Origin of the sequence: Rhodococcus sp. JS3073 (assembly GCF_026810085.1) — a bacterium.
GTDB lineage: Bacteria > Actinomycetota > Actinomycetes > Mycobacteriales > Mycobacteriaceae > Rhodococcus_F > Rhodococcus_F wratislaviensis.
Genome location: NZ_CP113951.1, coordinates 4,277,223 through 4,293,215 on the forward strand (window position 1 = coordinate 4,277,223; position 15,993 = coordinate 4,293,215).

Annotated in this window: 15 protein-coding genes; 1 reads left to right on the top strand and 14 read right to left on the bottom strand. The window is 67.4% G+C overall.

Annotated features, from left to right (window positions below; all coding sequences use genetic code 11):
* Positions 1 to 11 precede the first annotated feature (11 nt).
* Complete coding sequence (locus OYT95_RS19480; RefSeq protein ID WP_268788715.1) at positions 12 to 227, top strand: hypothetical protein; 216 nt, start codon at positions 12 to 14, stop codon at positions 225 to 227.
* 14 nt (positions 228 to 241) lie between these two features.
* Here the strand turns inward: OYT95_RS19480 and OYT95_RS19485 are convergent, their stop codons facing one another.
* The 14 genes from OYT95_RS19485 to OYT95_RS19550 all read right to left on the bottom strand — a co-directional run bounded on the left by OYT95_RS19485 (position 242) and on the right by OYT95_RS19550 (position 15,973).
* The gene (locus OYT95_RS19485) at positions 242 to 2,440 is read right to left on the bottom strand and encodes a serine/threonine-protein kinase (protein WP_268788716.1); all 2,199 of its coding nucleotides are present in this window, start codon (positions 2,438 to 2,440) and stop codon (positions 242 to 244) included.
* Between the two features lie 12 nt (positions 2,441 to 2,452).
* On the bottom strand, positions 2,453 to 3,463 hold the full coding sequence (locus OYT95_RS19490; RefSeq protein WP_037234719.1) for a glutamate ABC transporter substrate-binding protein: 1,011 nt from the start codon (positions 3,461 to 3,463) through the stop codon (positions 2,453 to 2,455).
* Positions 3,463 to 4,809, bottom strand: coding sequence for a hypothetical protein (locus OYT95_RS19495; protein WP_112300397.1), 1,347 nt, complete (start codon positions 4,807 to 4,809; stop codon positions 3,463 to 3,465). The genes OYT95_RS19490 and OYT95_RS19495 overlap by 1 nt, the downstream gene beginning before the upstream one ends.
* A gap of 189 nt (positions 4,810 to 4,998) precedes the next feature.
* On the bottom strand, positions 4,999 to 5,292 hold the full coding sequence (locus OYT95_RS19500; RefSeq protein WP_268788717.1) for a hypothetical protein: 294 nt from the start codon (positions 5,290 to 5,292) through the stop codon (positions 4,999 to 5,001).
* 44 nt (positions 5,293 to 5,336) lie between these two features.
* The gene (locus tag OYT95_RS19505) at positions 5,337 to 6,500 is read right to left on the bottom strand and encodes a thiolase family protein (protein WP_268788718.1); all 1,164 of its coding nucleotides are present in this window, start codon (positions 6,498 to 6,500) and stop codon (positions 5,337 to 5,339) included.
* Positions 6,501 to 6,530: 30 nt separating this feature from the next.
* Positions 6,531 to 7,310, bottom strand: coding sequence for a crotonase/enoyl-CoA hydratase family protein (locus tag OYT95_RS19510; RefSeq protein ID WP_268788719.1), 780 nt, complete (start codon positions 7,308 to 7,310; stop codon positions 6,531 to 6,533).
* Positions 7,307 to 8,071 carry an SDR family NAD(P)-dependent oxidoreductase gene (locus tag OYT95_RS19515; protein ID WP_268788720.1) on the bottom strand — a complete coding sequence of 255 codons (765 nt, stop codon included), beginning with the start codon at positions 8,069 to 8,071 and terminating at the stop codon, positions 7,307 to 7,309. The genes OYT95_RS19510 and OYT95_RS19515 overlap by 4 nt, the downstream gene beginning before the upstream one ends.
* Positions 8,072 to 8,152: 81 nt before the next feature.
* The gene (locus OYT95_RS19520) at positions 8,153 to 9,301 is read right to left on the bottom strand and encodes an acyl-CoA dehydrogenase family protein (protein WP_037234698.1); all 1,149 of its coding nucleotides are present in this window, start codon (positions 9,299 to 9,301) and stop codon (positions 8,153 to 8,155) included.
* Between the two features lie 49 nt (positions 9,302 to 9,350).
* On the bottom strand, positions 9,351 to 10,541 hold the full coding sequence (locus OYT95_RS19525; protein ID WP_268788721.1) for a CaiB/BaiF CoA transferase family protein: 1,191 nt from the start codon (positions 10,539 to 10,541) through the stop codon (positions 9,351 to 9,353).
* The gene (locus OYT95_RS19530) at positions 10,538 to 11,854 is read right to left on the bottom strand and encodes an MFS transporter (protein WP_268788722.1); all 1,317 of its coding nucleotides are present in this window, start codon (positions 11,852 to 11,854) and stop codon (positions 10,538 to 10,540) included. Before OYT95_RS19530 ends, OYT95_RS19525 begins: the two co-directional genes overlap by 4 nt.
* A gap of 192 nt (positions 11,855 to 12,046) precedes the next feature.
* The gene (locus OYT95_RS19535; protein WP_174233811.1) at positions 12,047 to 13,048 is read right to left on the bottom strand and encodes a LysR family transcriptional regulator; all 1,002 of its coding nucleotides are present in this window, start codon (positions 13,046 to 13,048) and stop codon (positions 12,047 to 12,049) included.
* A 19-nt stretch (positions 13,049 to 13,067) separates the two neighbouring features.
* On the bottom strand, positions 13,068 to 14,015 hold the full coding sequence (locus OYT95_RS19540) for a LysR family transcriptional regulator (protein ID WP_268788723.1): 948 nt from the start codon (positions 14,013 to 14,015) through the stop codon (positions 13,068 to 13,070).
* A 109-nt stretch (positions 14,016 to 14,124) separates the two neighbouring features.
* Positions 14,125 to 15,174 carry an ABC transporter substrate-binding protein gene (locus tag OYT95_RS19545; protein ID WP_268788724.1) on the bottom strand — a complete coding sequence of 350 codons (1,050 nt, stop codon included), beginning with the start codon at positions 15,172 to 15,174 and terminating at the stop codon, positions 14,125 to 14,127.
* Positions 15,158 to 15,973: an ABC transporter ATP-binding protein gene (locus OYT95_RS19550; RefSeq protein WP_255221558.1), complete on the bottom strand. Its 816-nt coding sequence runs from the start codon at positions 15,971 to 15,973 to the stop codon at positions 15,158 to 15,160. Before OYT95_RS19550 ends, OYT95_RS19545 begins: the two co-directional genes overlap by 17 nt.
* Positions 15,974 to 15,993 lie beyond the last annotated feature (20 nt).

The following is a 15,993-nucleotide window of genomic DNA, read 5'->3' on the forward strand; positions in this document are numbered from 1 at the left end:
TCGGAGTAGAGATGAACACCATGATCGCGAGCAGGAACCGCACCGCGAGGTCGAGGGAGGAGGAGCGCCTGGCAACGGAACTGGAGGACGCTCGGCGACGGATCATCGAACTCATGGGCCAGCTGGCCGAAACAGTCCGCAGCCGTGATGCTTTGACCGACCGTATCCAGGTGATGGCGTGGAATGCCCGGTGGGGACGCGAGCACCTCGGATTCGGGGTGCTGTGACCCAAGTTCGGGTGTTACAGCCACGTGGTCGGGCGGATCAGGTTGGCGAGATCCACCAGGGTGTACCGATGCCTGCGCTCGGGTGCCTTGCGGGCGAGGGCCCGGAGCGCCGACTCCGCCCCGGTGCGCAGACCGCGTTCGGTGAACGGCACGCTGAGGATCCTCGTCGTCTCGGGGACACCACCGGCGTGCAGCCAGTCCACGGCCACGCCGAGGACGAGCACCCGGGTCTGGAGTGCGCGACGCTCGTCGTGGGCGAGCAGTTCGACGCGCCGGGCGGCCTCCTGCAGATCCAGTTCGCTCACCTCGGCGAGGGGCCGATCGTGGACGAGCATCAGCACACTCGTCAACCGGGCCTCGGCATAGTGCCGTGATGTCGGTGGCACCTCGTCGAGCGCCTCCACCGCGGCCGCCCGGTCGTCGCGGTGCTCGAGTTGCCGCGACAGCCCGAACGCAGCACTGACCGCGCCGTGATCCGTGCGCCACACTGTGCAGTAGTACTTTTCGGCGGTTCGGCGCCACCGCTCGATGTCCTCGCCGGAGCGATATTCGCACCACATCTCGGCCGTCGCCGCGAGGGCGAGCTTCGGGGCCTCCTCGCCCGGCAGCGCGGTCAGGACGGAATCGAATCGGGTGAACGCCGCCTCGAAGTCACCGCCCACCAGTGCACACAGTCCCGTGTGCCAGTCGACGCGCCACGTGTCCTCACGTTGGTGGTCGAGGGATTCGAGAATGGTGGCGGCATCACGGGGCTGCCCGAGATCGAGGTGTGCGCGTACCTCGGCGAGCGGGATCTCGATGCTCGTGGACGCCACGCCGTCGTCCGCCGCCTCCTTCGCCCTGTGCAGTGAATCGAGGAGTTCCCTCGGTCTGCTGTGGACGACGGACAGTAACGGCGCGGCCGGATCGTCCGGGTCCACCAACGGAATCGGTAGTGCTCGAACGATACTCATCGCGCTGATCCGCTCGTCCCGACGATGCCCGTCGACGTAGACGTCGGTGCGGCTGATCGTGAGGTCGGTCCCGAACGTCGTGCGCTGCGGGCTGAATCGGTGGGACAGTCCCGGATGCGGCTGGCCGGTCTGCTGGGCCCGCACCTCGCGCAGGACACCCTCGAGTTGCGTCGACATCTCCTCGGCCGACGCGAAGCGGCGGGCCGGATCGGGCTGGATGGCCCGCAGCAGCAGCCGGTGATAGAACTCGTACTCCGCCAGCAGCGGCGCTTCCTCAGGTGTCGGCAGGCCGTCGACGTAACAGCCCCCGGCGGTGGGCATGTCGAGGGTCAGCACGGCGAGTGTGCGCCCGACGGTGTAGATGTCGGAGGCGACGGTGGGACCGGTGGTGGCGATCTCGGGGGCTTGGTAACCCTGTGTGCCGTAGATGTATCCGTGGTCCCCGATCCTGGCGACCGCGCCCATGTCGATGAGCTTGAGCTGGTCGTAGTCGTCGCCGATCATGATGTTCTCGGGTTTGAGGTCGTTGTACACCAACCCCATCGAGTGCAGGTATCCGAGCGCGGGCGTGACCTCGAGGAGGTAGCGGATGGCGTGCTCCACCGGCAGCATCGGCTTCGGTTCGTCGGGCCCGGCCTCCTCCTTCAGTTCGGTGAGCAGGTCGCGCAGCGTTCTGCCCCGGACGTACTCCATGACGATGTAGCCGATGGGATTGCCGTCCATCCCGGGGTGTTCGACGAAGTTGTAGATCTTGACGATGCTCGGATGCGTGACCTCGGCGAGGAACCGGCGCTCGGCGAGAGCAATCTCCTGGGCCACGGGGTCGCCCGAATGCAGCAGGCCCTTGAGGACCACCCAGCGGTCGCTGACATTGTGGTCGAGCGCGAGGTAGATCCAGCCGACGCCGCCGTGGGCGAGGCACCCAAGGACCTCATACTGGCCCGCAACGAGTTCGCCCGCCTCGAGTTGCGGGGCGAACGAGAAGACGGTGCCGCAGTGGGTGCACACCCCCTCCGTGTCTCCCGGCCGCGCGGCGGTGGAACGTCCGACGGGGCGTTTGCATCGGTCGCAGTAGCGTTTGTGCTCCGCCAGAACGGGATTGGTCAGGAGCATCGACAGGTCGGAGGTGTGGACGGCGTCCGGCACCGTGCGCGACGAGGGGACGTCCTCGTCGTCGTCATCCGCGAACGGATCGAATCGCACACCCCTGGTGGAGTGCGGGTCGTCGTCCATCGGCGTTCGCCTGGTTTCGTCGCTCACGTCGGTGTCACCTCAGTCCCGGTAGGTAGGGGCGGGTGGTCCGGCGGTAGGGCCGAGAACCGTCAGCCAGTTGTCGTAGAGCCTCGTCCAGGTTCCGTCCGCACGCATCCGATCCAGCGTGCCGTTCACGAAGCGCACCAGATCCTCGTTGGTCTTGTTGACCCCGATGCCGTACGGCTCCGACTCGAGCGGCGGGCCGACGATCTCCAGGTTCGGATCCTGGGCGGCGAGCCCGGCGAGGATGGAGTCGTCGGTGCTCGCGGCGTCGGCCTGCCGCTGCTGGAGAACCACGAGGCAGTCGTCCCAGTCGGGTACCGCCACTATCGTGGCCTCGGGCTGCACTCGGCGAACGGTGTCCAGTGAGGTGGTGTCGCCGGCGGTGCAGACGCGCTTGCCCGCCAGATCCTCCGGGCCGGAGATGCCGGATCCCTTCGGCACCAGCAGACGTTGATAGGCCTGGAAGTACACGGTGGAGAAGGCGACACGCTCGGACCGTTCGCACGTGATCGACGTGCTCTTGACCACCAGATCCACGTCCTCGTTCGCGAGGGCATCGAAACGGTCGCCGGACGTGAGCAGTCGGAACTCGACCCGGGAGGGGTCACCGAACAGGTCCCGCGCCACCTCTCCCGCGACGTCGACGTCGAATCCCATCAGCATGCCGGTGGTCGGATCCCGGAAACTGAAGAGGTTGGTGTTCTGGTCGATTCCGACGATCAGCCGGCCGCGGGCGGTGATCTCGGCAAGCGAGCTTCCCGGCGCCCGGATGTCCGGCGCGGCGGGGCGGAGACTCGCGAGCGCGCCGCAGGAGTCGGGTGCAGGTGGCTCCTCGGGTACGTCGCCCCCGGTGGGCAGAAGGAGTTCGGCCCCGCTCGTCAACGGGGTTTCCGAGTAGTCGCCCGAAACGGTGGGAGTGAGGGGCTGCGGGGTGGCGCATCCGGCTGCGAGGACGGCGACCACGGCAGCGGAGAGGAGGAGGGCGCGCGGGCGCGTCCGCCGTCTCGGTCGACTCACCCGCGTCATCAGTGGTACTCGTTCAGTCTGGGCCAGATCCCCCCACCGACGGCGAACCCGCAGAGCACGCCGATCACCATGCTACCCACCGCGAGCAGCGACAACGAGCGATATGCGTCGGCCATCCCGTCGAGTTCCTCGCTGCGGAATCGGTCGATGCCGTCCTGCAACGACTCGTCGAGGGCCGCGAACGTGGCGGGGGACGCCGAGTCCGCGGGGCCGATCGCGATGGCCTTCGCCCCCGGGTAGTCCCCCACGTCGAGCTTCTCCTGCAGCATGGTGTGCGCGCGCCGCCAGTCGCCGAGCGCGGTGACGGCGGCGTCGATCGGCGGTGTCGTCGCCGGCCCGTGATCGCCGTCCTGCAGCCCCCCGAGGATGTCGGCGAGTTCGGCCGACCGCCGGGCGTAGTCGACCTCGGACTGTTCGTCGGAGCCGCGCTGCAGCAGCGCGAGCGTCTCGTCCGCCCGGGCCTGCTGGGCGAGGATCCGTGCCTGGGTGATCGTGCCGAGTGGTTGCGCCCCTTCGGTTCTCGCCCGGTCCGTGGCTGCCGTGGAGACGAGGGTGGCGGCGCCCAGCCAGATCAGGAGGGTGGCAGCGAGGAGGGAGGCGAGGACGAGGCCGGGATTGACGCGACGTTTGCTCTTGCGCGCCAGGTACACCTGCGCGAGGACGAGCGCGACGAGCAGGGCGACGGCGACGGCGAACGCGGCCCTCGGGAGCCGCCCGGTGAGGAACTGGGTGTCGGCGACGGATCTCGACTGCTCCGAGTAGAGACGCTCGGCTGCGGGCAGGATCGTGTCCTGCATCATCGCGGAGGCATCGCTGAGATAGGCGACGCCGACCGGGTTGCCCGACCGATTGTTGGCGCGGGCCGTGGCGATCAGGCTGGTGTAGTCGGCGAGATCCCTCGACACCTCGGACAGCAGCGCGAGGGCCGCGGCGTCTGTCGAGGCGACGCCGTTCGACGCGGTGACCAGCGCGTTCGACGCGTCCCCGATCGCCTGGTTGTACCGATTTCGGACGGCGATCGGCTCGACACCGCCCGAGATGAAGGACGTGGCGGCCGCGGCGTCGGCGATGGACAGCGAACTGTAGAGCCGTTCGGCCGCGTAGGTGAGGGGTTCGGTGTGCGTCCGCAGGGTCTCGATGCGCTGTTGCCGGGCACTGATCGCCGCCGAGGTGATCGCCCCGGTCGCGAGCGCGGCGGTGACGAGGGCGATCCCCAGCACGGACAGTCGTCCCGGGGTCGAGACGAGGAATTCCCGCCACGGCCGGCGCGGGGATTCGGGCTCGACGAGCAGGGACTCGTCCAGCGAGTGTTCTTCGGTGACGGCATCGTCTCCGCGGTGGAACACGGTGTCCTCCTCCGCCGAGGTCTTCTGCAAGTGTGCCCCGATTCCCGGCGGGTCGTGCCGGAAAAGCCGATGTCGTGTCGGAAGCACACAGAAGGACGGGGAGGGGTGGGACGGATCGTCCGCCCCTCCCCGACCTGGGCACCATCAACGGCCACTGCCCCGAGTCCGAGAGCCTGAGGCTGCGGGTGGTCAGGACCGGTTCGTTGGCCGATCCAGCGGGTACGCGCTGGCGAGACTGCGAATCTCTTCCTGGTCGCACGTCGATTCAGGAATGACCTGCCATAAACGCTCGACGAATCGGAGCGATGTCATCCCGAAGTTGACGAGGATCTCCTCCCCGGTCGCGCCCCCGTAGGGTGCCCACCGGCCGGCGAACTCGATGAGCCGCTGCGCCTCGTTGTCAGGGTGCTTGCCGTTGCGGTCGACATCGATCCACTCGACGCGACGCCTCTGTTGCCATCGGCGAGGTTCTCGGTAGTTCATGGCATTCGATATCTCCCGGTCCTGAGGTCCAACGATGACCAGCGTCAGCCTGCGACGGCGAGGTTCTCGTAGACGGTGGCGTTGGCCATGCCGCCGCCTTCGCACATCGTCTGCAGTCCGTAGCGGACTCCGTCGGCCCGCATGTGATGCACGAGGGTGGTGGCCAGGCGGGCGCCGGATCCGCCGAGCGGGTGTCCGAGCGCGATCGCGCCGCCGAGAGAGTTCACCCTGTCTTCAGGCGCCCCGGTCGCCCGTAGCCACGCGCCCACCACGCTGGCGAACGCCTCGTTGACCTCGAATGCCCCGATGTCGTCCATTGCCAGTCCGGCCCGTTCGAGCACCCGTGCGGTGGCCGGGATCGGCCCTGCCAGCATCGCGACCGGATCGTCGCCCACCACCGTGGCGGTGTGCACCCGCGCAAGGGGTGTGAGTCCCAGTTGCCGTGCGCGCTCGCCTGACATCACCAGCAATGCGGCTGCGCCGTCCGAGATCTGCGAAGCATTGCCTGCGGTAATGCGGCCGTCCTCACCGAAAGCCGGTTCCAACTGCGCGAGCTTCTCGAGGGTGGTGGTCCGACGGATTCCCTCGTCGACCTCGAGTTTCGTTCCGCCGGGCAGGGTCACCGGCACGATCTCGCCGGTGAATCGGCCGTCGTCGGCCGCCTGTGCGGCTAGCTGGTGTGAGCGCAGGCTGTACTCGTCGAGCCAGCCACGGCTCTGCTCGTAGCGGTCGGCGAGGATCTCGGCACCGCGGCCCTGGTTGAACTCGATGCCCTCGTAGCGTCGCCGGATCGCTTCGCTGTTCGGATCGCCGAGTCCGACGCGTCGCGCCGATCCCATCGGGATCCGGGTCATCGATTCGACTCCACCCGCGACGACGATGTCGTACTGGCCCGAGATGACACCGGCGGCCGCGAAATGCAGTGCTTGCTGGCTCGATCCGCACTGCCGCTCGATCGTGGTGCCGGGAACCGACTCGGGCCATCCCGCGGCGAGAACCGCGTTGCGGGCAATGTTGCCTGCCTGCTCGCCGACCTGACCGACGCATCCCCACAGGACGTCGTCGACTGTTGCGGCGTCGACCCCGGACCGGTCGAGCAGCGCAGTCAGGACGGTCGCGGAAAGGTCGACGGGGTGAACCTCCGCGAGGCCACCCTTGCGGCGACCGATGGGGCTCCGGACGGCCTCGACGATGACTGCATCACGCATGGTGTGTTCCTGTTCTCTCGTTCTCGGTGATCACGTCGCGGTCCAGACCGGGGCGCGGCGTTCGGTGAATGCGGCGGCGCCCTCGCGGGCGTCGTTGGAGTCGAACACCGGCATCACGATCTGCCGGGTCCGTTCGAAGGCATCGGCCGGCGGCCAGCCCGGAGACTCGTCGACGACCTTCTTACTGGCCCGCACTGCGAGCGGCCCGTTGCCGGCAATCTCCTCGGCGAGTTCGAGCGCCGCCGCCAGCACCCCGCCCTCCGGGGCCAGCCGGTTGACCAGGCCGAGCGGGTGCAACTGCGCGGCGGTCATCGCCTTGCCGGTGAGCACCATCTCCAGCGCGACAGCCCGGGGCAGTCGGGTGGGAAGCCGGGTCAGTCCGCCCGCGGCGGCGACCAGACCGCGGCGGACCTCGGGCAGGCCGAACGTCGCGGTCGGCGCGGCGACGACGAGGTCCGCGGCCAGAACGATCTCGAATCCGCCGGCGAGGGCAGGACCGTCGACTGCGGCGATGAGGGGTTTGGCGGGGGGTGCCTCGACGAGACCGGCAAACCCCCGGCCCTCGACGCGGGGACTTTCGCCCCGCAGGAAGGACTTGAGATCCATACCGGCGCAGAAATATCCGCCGGCTCCGGTGATCACGCCGACCCGCAGGTCCGGATCGGAGTCGAGCAGCTCGACCGCCGCGGCGACCGCCTGTGCGACCGCGCCGTTCACCGCGTTTCGCGCGTCGGGGCGGTTGAGCGTGATCACCAGCACCGGTCCCACCCGCTCGGTCAGCACGACCGGTGCGGGTGTCTCGTCGGTCACCGGGGTGCCATCCGGATCGCGCCGTCGAGGCGGATCGTCTCGCCGTTGAGCATGCCGTTCTCGATGATGTGCGCGGCCAGCGCGGCGAACTCGGAGGGCTCGCCGAGCCGCTGCGGGTGCGGAACCGAAGCGGCCAGGGCGTCGCGGATGTCGTCACGAGCATTGAGCAACAACGGGGTTGCGAACACCCCGGGCGCGATGGTGCACACCCGGATCCCGACACCGGCGAGGTCGCGGGCGGCGGGCAGAGTCATCCCTACGACTCCGGCCTTGGACGTCGCATAGTTGATCTGCCCGATCTGCCCCTCGTAGGCAGCGACGGAGGCGGTCAAGACACACACACCGCGGTCGCCGTCCAGCGGTTCGTTCGCGGCCATCGCCTCGGCCGCGAACCGCAGCACGTTGAAGGTGCCGATCACGTTGAGCCTGATCACCGACTCGAAAGGCTCGAGGTCGGCGGCCTTGCGATCCTTGGTGAGGACGCGCATGGGCCTACCGCGGCCGGCGCAGTGCACGACGGCCCGCACCGGGCCGCTCTCGGCGGCTGCCGCGAAGGCGACGGCGACGGCGTCCCCGTCGGTCACGTCGGTCGGCACGAACCGCGCTGCCGCACCAAGCGCGTCGGCTTGCTCGGCCCCGGACGAGCCGGGGAGGTCGAGCAGGGTGACGGTGGCGCCGGCCTCGACCAGGCGGGTCGCGGTGGCCAGTCCGAGTCCGGATGCGCCGCCGGTGACGACGGCGTTGATGTCCTTGATCTGCATGGAGAAGGTCTTTCGGGTTGTCCGGCCGCGTGGCGTCCGGGGTGGGAACGGTGTGTGGCCCGCCGGGGCGGAATGGGATGCCTACAGACCCATCGACTTCGAGATGACGCTCTTCATGACCTCGCTGGTGCCACCGAAGATCCGGGTGACGCGGGCGTCGGCGTACAGCCGCGCGATCGGGTACTCGCTCATGTAGCCGTAGCCGCCGTGCACCTGCAGGCACTTGTCGATGACCCGGGCCTGCATCTCCGTGCAGAACAGCTTCACCTTGGCCGCGTCGGCGGGAGTGAGGGTGCCGCCGTCCAGCGCGATCAGCGCCTGGTCGACGAGCGCCTGGCCGGCCTGCAGTTCGGTCGCGCACTCGGCGAGCACGAACTTGGTGTTCTGGAAGTCGGCCAGCGGTTTGCCGAAGACCAGGCGTTCCTTGGCGTAGTCGATGGCGAGGTTCACCGCGGCGGTCGCGGTGGCGAGACCGGTGATCGCGATCGACAGCCGCTCCTGCGGCAGGTTGTGGGCGAGCATCTTGAATGCCGCGCCCTCCTCGCCGAGCAGGTTCCGGGCCGGCACGCGGACGTTGTCGAACGTCAGCTCGGCGGTGTCGGACGACTTCATGCCGATCTTGTGCAGGTTGCGGCCGCGGATGAAGCCGGGCATGTCACCCTCGACGACCAGCAACGACAGGCCTTTGCGGCGGTTCTCGGGATCCTTCGAGGTGCGCGCCACCACGATCACCAGGTCGGCGTTGATGCCGCCGGTGATGAAGGTCTTGTTGCCATTGAGGATGTAGTCGTCGCCGTCGCGGACGGCGGTGGTGGTGACGCCGGCCAGGTCGGAACCGATGCCCGGCTCGGTCATCGCGATCGCGCTCACCAGGCTGCCGTCGGCGAAACCGGGGAACCAGCGGTCGCGCTGCTCCTCGCCGGCGTACTCGAGGAAGTACGGCAGCACTGTGTTCAGGTGGACCTGGAACCCGCCGAGCGATGCTGCGGCATAACCGATCTCCTCGTAGACGACGGTGTTGAACAAGAAGCTGTCGATACCGCCGCCGCCGTACTGATCGGGGATCTGGAGCCCGTTGATTCCGATCTCTGCCGTCTTCTTGTAGAAGTCGCGGGGAATGAAACCGGCGGCCTCCCACTCGGGCAGGTTCGGGGTGATCTCCTTGGCGATGAACTGGCGGACGGAGTCCCGGAAGGCTTCGTGGTCTTCGGTGAAGATGGTGCGTTGCATGGTGAATCCTCTTTTGTGAAAGTGGGGGGCGGCAGGTGGGTGCCGATGTCTAGCCGACGCCGACGATCTTGTCGGCGACCAGCGCGTCGACCGTGGCGGCGGGATAGCCGAGTTCGGCGAGCAGTTCGGCGGTGTGCTGGCCGAGGTCCGGGTCACCTTCGCTGGACAGCTTGGCCACGCTGCCCAGGTGCCAGGGCGATCCGAGAGCGGTGTTCGGGACCCCGTCCGCGCCGCTGACCTCGAGGAACAGTCCGGACGCGTTCACGTCCGCGCTCCGCATGGCCTCGGGATAGGTGTTGATCTTGCCCGCGACAACGCCGTTGGTGGTCAGCAGTTCCATGGCCTCGTCGCTCGTCATCGTCGAGAATGCGCTCCGCAGTTCGACGAGCATCGCCTTGCGGTTTGCCACCCGCAGGGTGTTGTTCGCGAAGCGCGGGTCGTCGGCGACGTCGGGGCGCCCGATGAGGCGACACAGTCGGGTGAAGTGCACATCCGAGTAGGCGGACAGGACCAGGCTGCCGTCCCTGGTCGTCATCACGTCCGCGGCGGGGGCGATACTGGGCTGACCGTTGCCCTTGCGGACAGGCTCCTCACCGGTGATCAGGTACTGGCCCCAGTTCGTGCCCTGCAGGTGGATCGCGACCTCGAGCAGCGACACCTCGACGGTGTCGCCCTCGCCCGTGCGGAGCCGGCGCACGTAGGCCGCCAGGATCGCCTGGGCGCAGACGTAACCGGAAGCGGCGTCGACGATTTGGGACCCGACCTTCTGCGGCTCGCTGTCGGTCTCGCCGGTGACCCACATCATCCCACTCTCGGCCTGCGCCGCGATGTCGAGTCCGGGCCGGTACTTCGACGGTCCGTGCAGGCCGAATCCGCTGACCGTGGCGTAGACCATCCAGGGGTACTCCTCGAGGACATCCTCGGCGCCGAGGCCGAACGACTCCATGACGCCCGGGCGCAGGTTCTGCACCACGATGTCGGCGCTCGCGATCAGCTTTCGCGCGATCTCCTGTGCCTGCGGGTCTTTCAGGTCCAGTGCCATTGCACGCTTGCCGCGGTTGTAGTTCTGCAGCATGGCCTCGCCCGCCGGACCGATGCCGCGGGCGGACTCGCCGTGCAGCGGCTCGACCTTGATCACGTCCGCGCCGAGGTCGACCAGGATCTGGGTGGCGGCCGGGGCGGCGATGAACTGTCCGAAGTCGACGACGCGAACGCCGTCCAGGGGTTTGTCGATGTTCATGCTGCCTCCTCGACACTGCGGCGGATGCGGGCGATGTCGCGGTCCGGGTTGACCAGGAACACCGCGATGATGCTGCCGACGACCATCAGCGCGCCGCTCATCAGGAAGCCGCTGGCGTAGCCGGAGATCTTGTCGGCTGTACCGCCGACGGTGAAGCCGAGCACGAGCGGCGCGATCATGCCGGAGATGCTCGACACCGCGCTGAGTCCACCGAGGACCATGCCGCGCTTCTTCGACTGCACGACGTCGGCGATGGCCGACAGCGCGACACCGAATGCTGCCGTGTTCAGCGAGAAGGCCAGGGAGACGAGCAGGATCTGCACCGGGCCCTGCGGCAGCACGGTGAAGCCCATCATTGCGGCGCCTGCGCCGCCGATCAGCACGGCCGAGAGGTATCCGCGGGCAACCTTCCGGGAGACACCGCGCGCGATGAGGCGGCTGGAGAACCAACCCGCGGCGATCGCGCCTGCCGCTGCGAACCCATAGGGGAGCATTACCAGGCGGCCGGTGGTGAGTGTGTCGTAGCCGAGTCCGTCCTGGAGGTAGACCGGGAGCCAGGCCACCTTCAGCGTGGTGGACCAGTACGAGCAGAACATCAGCAGCGCGATGCCGAGCACGGTGCCGGTGCGAAGAATCGTCTTGTACGGGGCGTCGACGGTGTCGACGACGATCGCGGTCTTCGCGGCCGGGGTGTTCTCCTCGGGGGCGCCGCGGCCGAAGATCATCCAGGCCACCGCCCACACCAGACCCATCACGATGAGGATGTAGAACGCGGCGTGCCAGTCCCAGCGGACGATGATCCAGGTCAGCAGGGGTGCGGCGATGAGGGTGCCGATCGAGGCACCGGCAGTGACGAATCCACTTGGCATGGCTCGCTTCTCGGGAGTGAACCAGGAGTGCACGGCGTGGTTGGCCAGCGCGTACGCGGGACCCTCGGCGAAGCCGAGCACGATCCGGCAGGCGACCAGCACACTGAAGCTGACCGTGCCGAGCAGCGGGGCCATGGTGGCCACCCACGTCAGCATCAGGCCGGCCATCAGCCAGCGCAGGCTCACCTTGGAGGACAACCAGCCGAAGAACAGGGCACCGACGGCGAACAGCCAGAAGAAACTGCTCTGGATGATGCCGAACTCCTGCGGGCTCAGGCCGAGGTCCTTCTGGATCTGCACACCGGCGAACGCGATGACGGACTTGTCCGCGTGATTGATGAGCATGAACACGACCAGGAGGCCGACGACGATCCAGGCGCGTCGCATCGGCGCCGATCTGGTGTGCCTGGCCGACGTGGTCGTCGGCGATGATGTCTGGGTCATAGGTCCTCTTCGTGGAACGAACCGTCGCGATGATGTGCGTGGCGTGTGAACCGGTCCGGATGGATTCCGCAGGCGACCGCCTAGGTGATCGAGCCGGGTTCCGCCGCAACGGTGTGATCAGGTACACACCATTCAAGGCGCGAGAATCGATCAGGTCAAAGACCAGAAAAGTAGGAAAAGTACTGCGATTACCTATGAGTCGATGCTGCCCGCGATGTCCTCGCGTATCTGGCGGTCGGACTCGGCCCGCGTCAGCTTCGCCGCGTCCACGAGGGACGTACCGGAGGCCATGTGCGCGGCGATGGATGCGGCGAACTCCTCGAAGGACGCGCGAGCACATGCCAAGAATTGCGTGGACGCCTCGGTGATCCGGCCGGGACGGCGGACCACACCCATACGGCGGGTGAGCCGCGGCGACAGTTCGCGCACCACCCCGCCACGCAACATCGCGTCGAGTCCACTGCGCAGGGCGACGATCGACACGCCGCCGCCCGCGAGGACGATCGGAAGTACGGCGCCGCGCTGACGCACCTCCACCGCGACGTCGGGTTCGACTCCGTGCAACCGCAGCGAGCGATCGATGAAGTCCCGGGTCGCCGTTCCCCTTTCGCCCATGACGAACGGAACACGAGTCAGCTCCTCGATGGGCACCGGATCCGGCCACCGTGCGTCGGTGCCGGGCGGACACACCAGCACGAGCTGCTGGTCGATCAGCTCCTCCCCGACGAGGCCCTCGGTCGGCAGCGGTAGAGCAAGAACACCCAGCTCACACGCCCCCGACCGGACCAAGGACACAACATCGGCAATCTCGTCGCGCTCTTCGATGTGGAACCGGACGTCGGGGTACTGCAGGCGGAATTTCGCAACCCATACCGACAGTGGATCGGAGGACAGGTCCGACAGTGAGGCGATGTCGATCCGGCCGCCGCGCATCGCCCCGACGTCGCGCACCGCGTTCTCGGCCGATTCCACCTCCCGAAGGATCGTCCGCGCCGGGCCGACGAGTGCCTCGCCGGCAGGGGAAAGTACCAGGCCTCGGCCGACGCGATGGAACAGTTCGACCCCGAGGTCCTTCTCGAGCTTGCGGACCACCTGCGACAGCGAGGGCTGCGCGACGTGCAACTGTGTCGCGGCCCGTGTGACCCCGCCACAATCGACGACGGCGAGGAAGTACTCCATCTGACGCAGGTCCATACCCCGAATCTAGAGGGAGCTACACCTTGTCGTGGGCTACTCCGGGACCCACGGCCGGTTCCGGGCCTGGGGACGGTGCGGCGAGGGCGAGGAAGTCACCGGCGGAGCCCCGAATGCGGGTGCCACTTCGCCAAATGGCGTGCAGCGATCGGGTCAGGTCCAGATCGGCGAGCGGGACCTCGAGCAACCGTCCGTCGCGCAGTTCCTGCCGCACGGTCAACTCACTGAGTACGGCGGCGTACTCCCCCCCACTGACCGCCACCTTCACCGCAGTATTCGAGTGCAGTTCGATCGCTGGAGGCGACATCGTTGCGCCCATCGCACGCTGCAGCGTTTCCCGGGTTCCCGAGCCACCTTCACGGGTGGCGAGCGGCAGCTCGTCCAACTCGCGAGCAGACAGCGGCCGACGACAGCACGCCAGCCGATGCAGAGGTGAGACGACCAGCACGAGGCGGTCTCGGCCGACCGGGACGCTGCGCAGATCGCTGGGAACGTCTGGAGATTCGATGAACCCCAGGTCTATCTCGCGCGCACGCAGTGCCGCGATCACTCCTTGCGAATTGGTAACGCGCAGCTGCACTTGGGGCCACTCGCCGTGCCGGCGAAACTCGGCCAGCCATGTCGGCACGAGAGACTCCGCGACGGTCTGGCTCGCCCCGATATTCACCGTCTCGGTGGCCTGCGCTGTCAGCGCCCGGGCGCTGCCCACGAGGGTATCCGCGGCGTCCACGACGCCGCGAGACCAGTCGGTCACCATTCGGCCGTGCACGGTCAACTCCGCACCCCGGGTCCGGCGATCGATCAGTTCCAGCCGCAGCTGTTCTTCCAATGCCTTGATTCGCCTACTCGCCGACGGCTGGCTGATCTGTTCCGCACGGGCAGCTGCCGAGATGCTGCCGAGATCAGCGACCAGCACGAGCATGCGCAATGATTCGAGATCGATTACCGGCCGCAATCTTTCAGACACAGTCGACCCTTTCGCATAGCGATTACTCTCACGCGTTGCTACAGATCTGCCCCTGCGGCCGCCGCCGGGCGAGACCTACTCCCTCGAACATGCGGGAGCATTCACTGCCTCAGGCACATTCGGGCATGACGGCTTGCTCGAAGGAAAGACCCGAACTCTCGTCGCCGAGGATCCAGTCGACGTTCGCGGTCCACGTGGCTTCATTGATCGTCGGACTCCAGGACAGGTGTGTTTTGTCCCAGATCCGTCCGGCGCTCTCCGCCGGAATCCGGAGCAAGGTCGCCAGGGACTGCACACCGGACCCACGGTTCGCGTCGTCTGCGATCCAGTCGGCGGCCTTGTTCATCGCGGTGCAGAATCCGTTGAGGATTTCCGGGTTCTGCTGCGCAAACTCTTCGGTCGTCGTCCAGAACGTCTGCAGTCCCACATCGCCCAGCTCGCCTGCCGTGCCGTCGAACGGGCTCGCCAAGGTACGGAATTCGATGCCGTGGTCCTCCATCGTGACCACGGTGGAGGTCGAACCCACAGTTGCGTCGACCTTTTTGTTGCGCACCGCCGGCTCCATCGTCGCGCCGGATCCCACCGCGACGTAGGTCACGCTATCCGGATCCACACCGTTACCGGAGAGAACCGTGCGGGCGAACCTCTCCGAGGCGCTCCCCCGTTGAACGACGCCGATCTGCTTTCCGCGTAGAGATGTGACATCGGTTATCCCGCTGTCGGCGGGAGTGACGAGTGACATGTCTATGTGCCCGAAAGGTGGTATCGCGGTGATCTGCTGCCCCTGATTCATGGCACCCATGACGTTCTCGGGTGTCCCGATCGCGATCTGGGTCGTGTTCCCGATCAACGCCGCCGTGAGCTGGGGCCCCGAGGGTGCGGTGACAGTTTCGACCTGGAGACCTGCCCCTTGGAAGAAACCCTGTTCCTGGGCGATCGTGTACGGGAAACTGAGCGAGTTGCTCTCCATACTGCCGATCGTGATGGAAGTGAGCCCGTTCTCCGACGTGGGTGCGGTGCCGGCGGAGCCACACGCGACCATCGAGCTGAGCAGGGCTAGTGCCCCTGCGATTGTGATTGCGGAACGCTTGTCGAGCATCTGGGTCTCCTGCTTGTCGGGACGCTTGGTTGCCGAGGATGATTCAGTGCAGTCGTTCACGCAGGCGTTCGTATATCGCCTGGTACCGAGGGTCAGCGGAAACCGTGGCGAGTTCTCGTGGCCGTGGGATGTCCACCTGTACGTCGTCGAGGACCTTCCCCTCCCCCATCAGCACGATCCGGTCGGCGAGGGCCACCGCCTCACCCAGGTCGTGGGTGACGAAGATGACGGTGCGGTGCGCTTCGCGCTGCCACAACTCGAGGAATTCCTTCTGCACCGACATCCGGGTGTTGACGTCCAGTGCGGCGAAGGGTTCGTCCATCAGCAGCACCTCCGGGTCCAGCGCCCAGGTTCGTGCCAGTGCCACGCGTTGCCGCATTCCCTGGGACAGCTGCCACGGCCACAGATGCCCAGCTTCCTCGAGGTGAACCGCCTGCAGCCACCGCCGCCCCAGCGCCCTGCGCTCCGCCCGGCGCACGCCCCGCAACTCGAGCCCGTACTCGACATTGCGCAACGCGCTGCGCCACGGCAGCAGGGCGTCGCGCGCCAGCATGAATCCGAGATGCGACCGCGCATCCCGCGGTGTCTTTCCCATAACGGATACCCTGCCCGCAGCGGGGTCGACGAGACCGGCCGCCATGTTCAGTAATGTCGTCTTGCCGCAACCGCTTCGGCCGACGATGGCGATGAATTCGCCGGCCGGGATCTGTAGGTCGATTCCGGACAACACGGTCCGGGTGCCGCCCTGTGGAGCCGGATAGGTTACTTCCACGCCTTCGAACTCGATCGCGTTCCTGCCCGGATCCGCAGGCGAGCCGACCCCGGCGGAACGTGCTGCATGCCGTGCGGTAGAAATCATGGACATCTCATGTGCTCCAG

Bases quoted from the DNA above. Each gene is read 5' to 3' on its own strand.
- OYT95_RS19480 (WP_268788715.1), top strand. From the start codon at position 12: ATGAACACCATGATCGCGAGCAGGAACCGCACCGCGAGGTCGAGGGAG.
- OYT95_RS19490 (WP_037234719.1), bottom strand. From the start codon at position 3,463: ATGACGCGGGTGAGTCGACCGAGACGGCGGACGCGCCCGCGCGCCCTC.
- OYT95_RS19500 (WP_268788717.1), bottom strand. From the start codon at position 5,292: ATGAACTACCGAGAACCTCGCCGATGGCAACAGAGGCGTCGCGTCGAG.
- OYT95_RS19505 (WP_268788718.1), bottom strand. From the start codon at position 6,500: ATGCGTGATGCAGTCATCGTCGAGGCCGTCCGGAGCCCCATCGGTCGC.
- OYT95_RS19515 (WP_268788720.1), bottom strand. From the start codon at position 8,071: ATGCAGATCAAGGACATCAACGCCGTCGTCACCGGCGGCGCATCCGGA.
- OYT95_RS19520 (WP_037234698.1), bottom strand. From the start codon at position 9,301: ATGCAACGCACCATCTTCACCGAAGACCACGAAGCCTTCCGGGACTCC.
- OYT95_RS19525 (WP_268788721.1), bottom strand. From the start codon at position 10,541: ATGAACATCGACAAACCCCTGGACGGCGTTCGCGTCGTCGACTTCGGA.
- OYT95_RS19530 (WP_268788722.1), bottom strand. From the start codon at position 11,854: ATGACCCAGACATCATCGCCGACGACCACGTCGGCCAGGCACACCAGA.
- OYT95_RS19535 (WP_174233811.1), bottom strand. From the start codon at position 13,048: ATGGACCTGCGTCAGATGGAGTACTTCCTCGCCGTCGTCGATTGTGGC.
- OYT95_RS19550 (WP_255221558.1), bottom strand. From the start codon at position 15,973: ATGATTTCTACCGCACGGCATGCAGCACGTTCCGCCGGGGTCGGCTCG.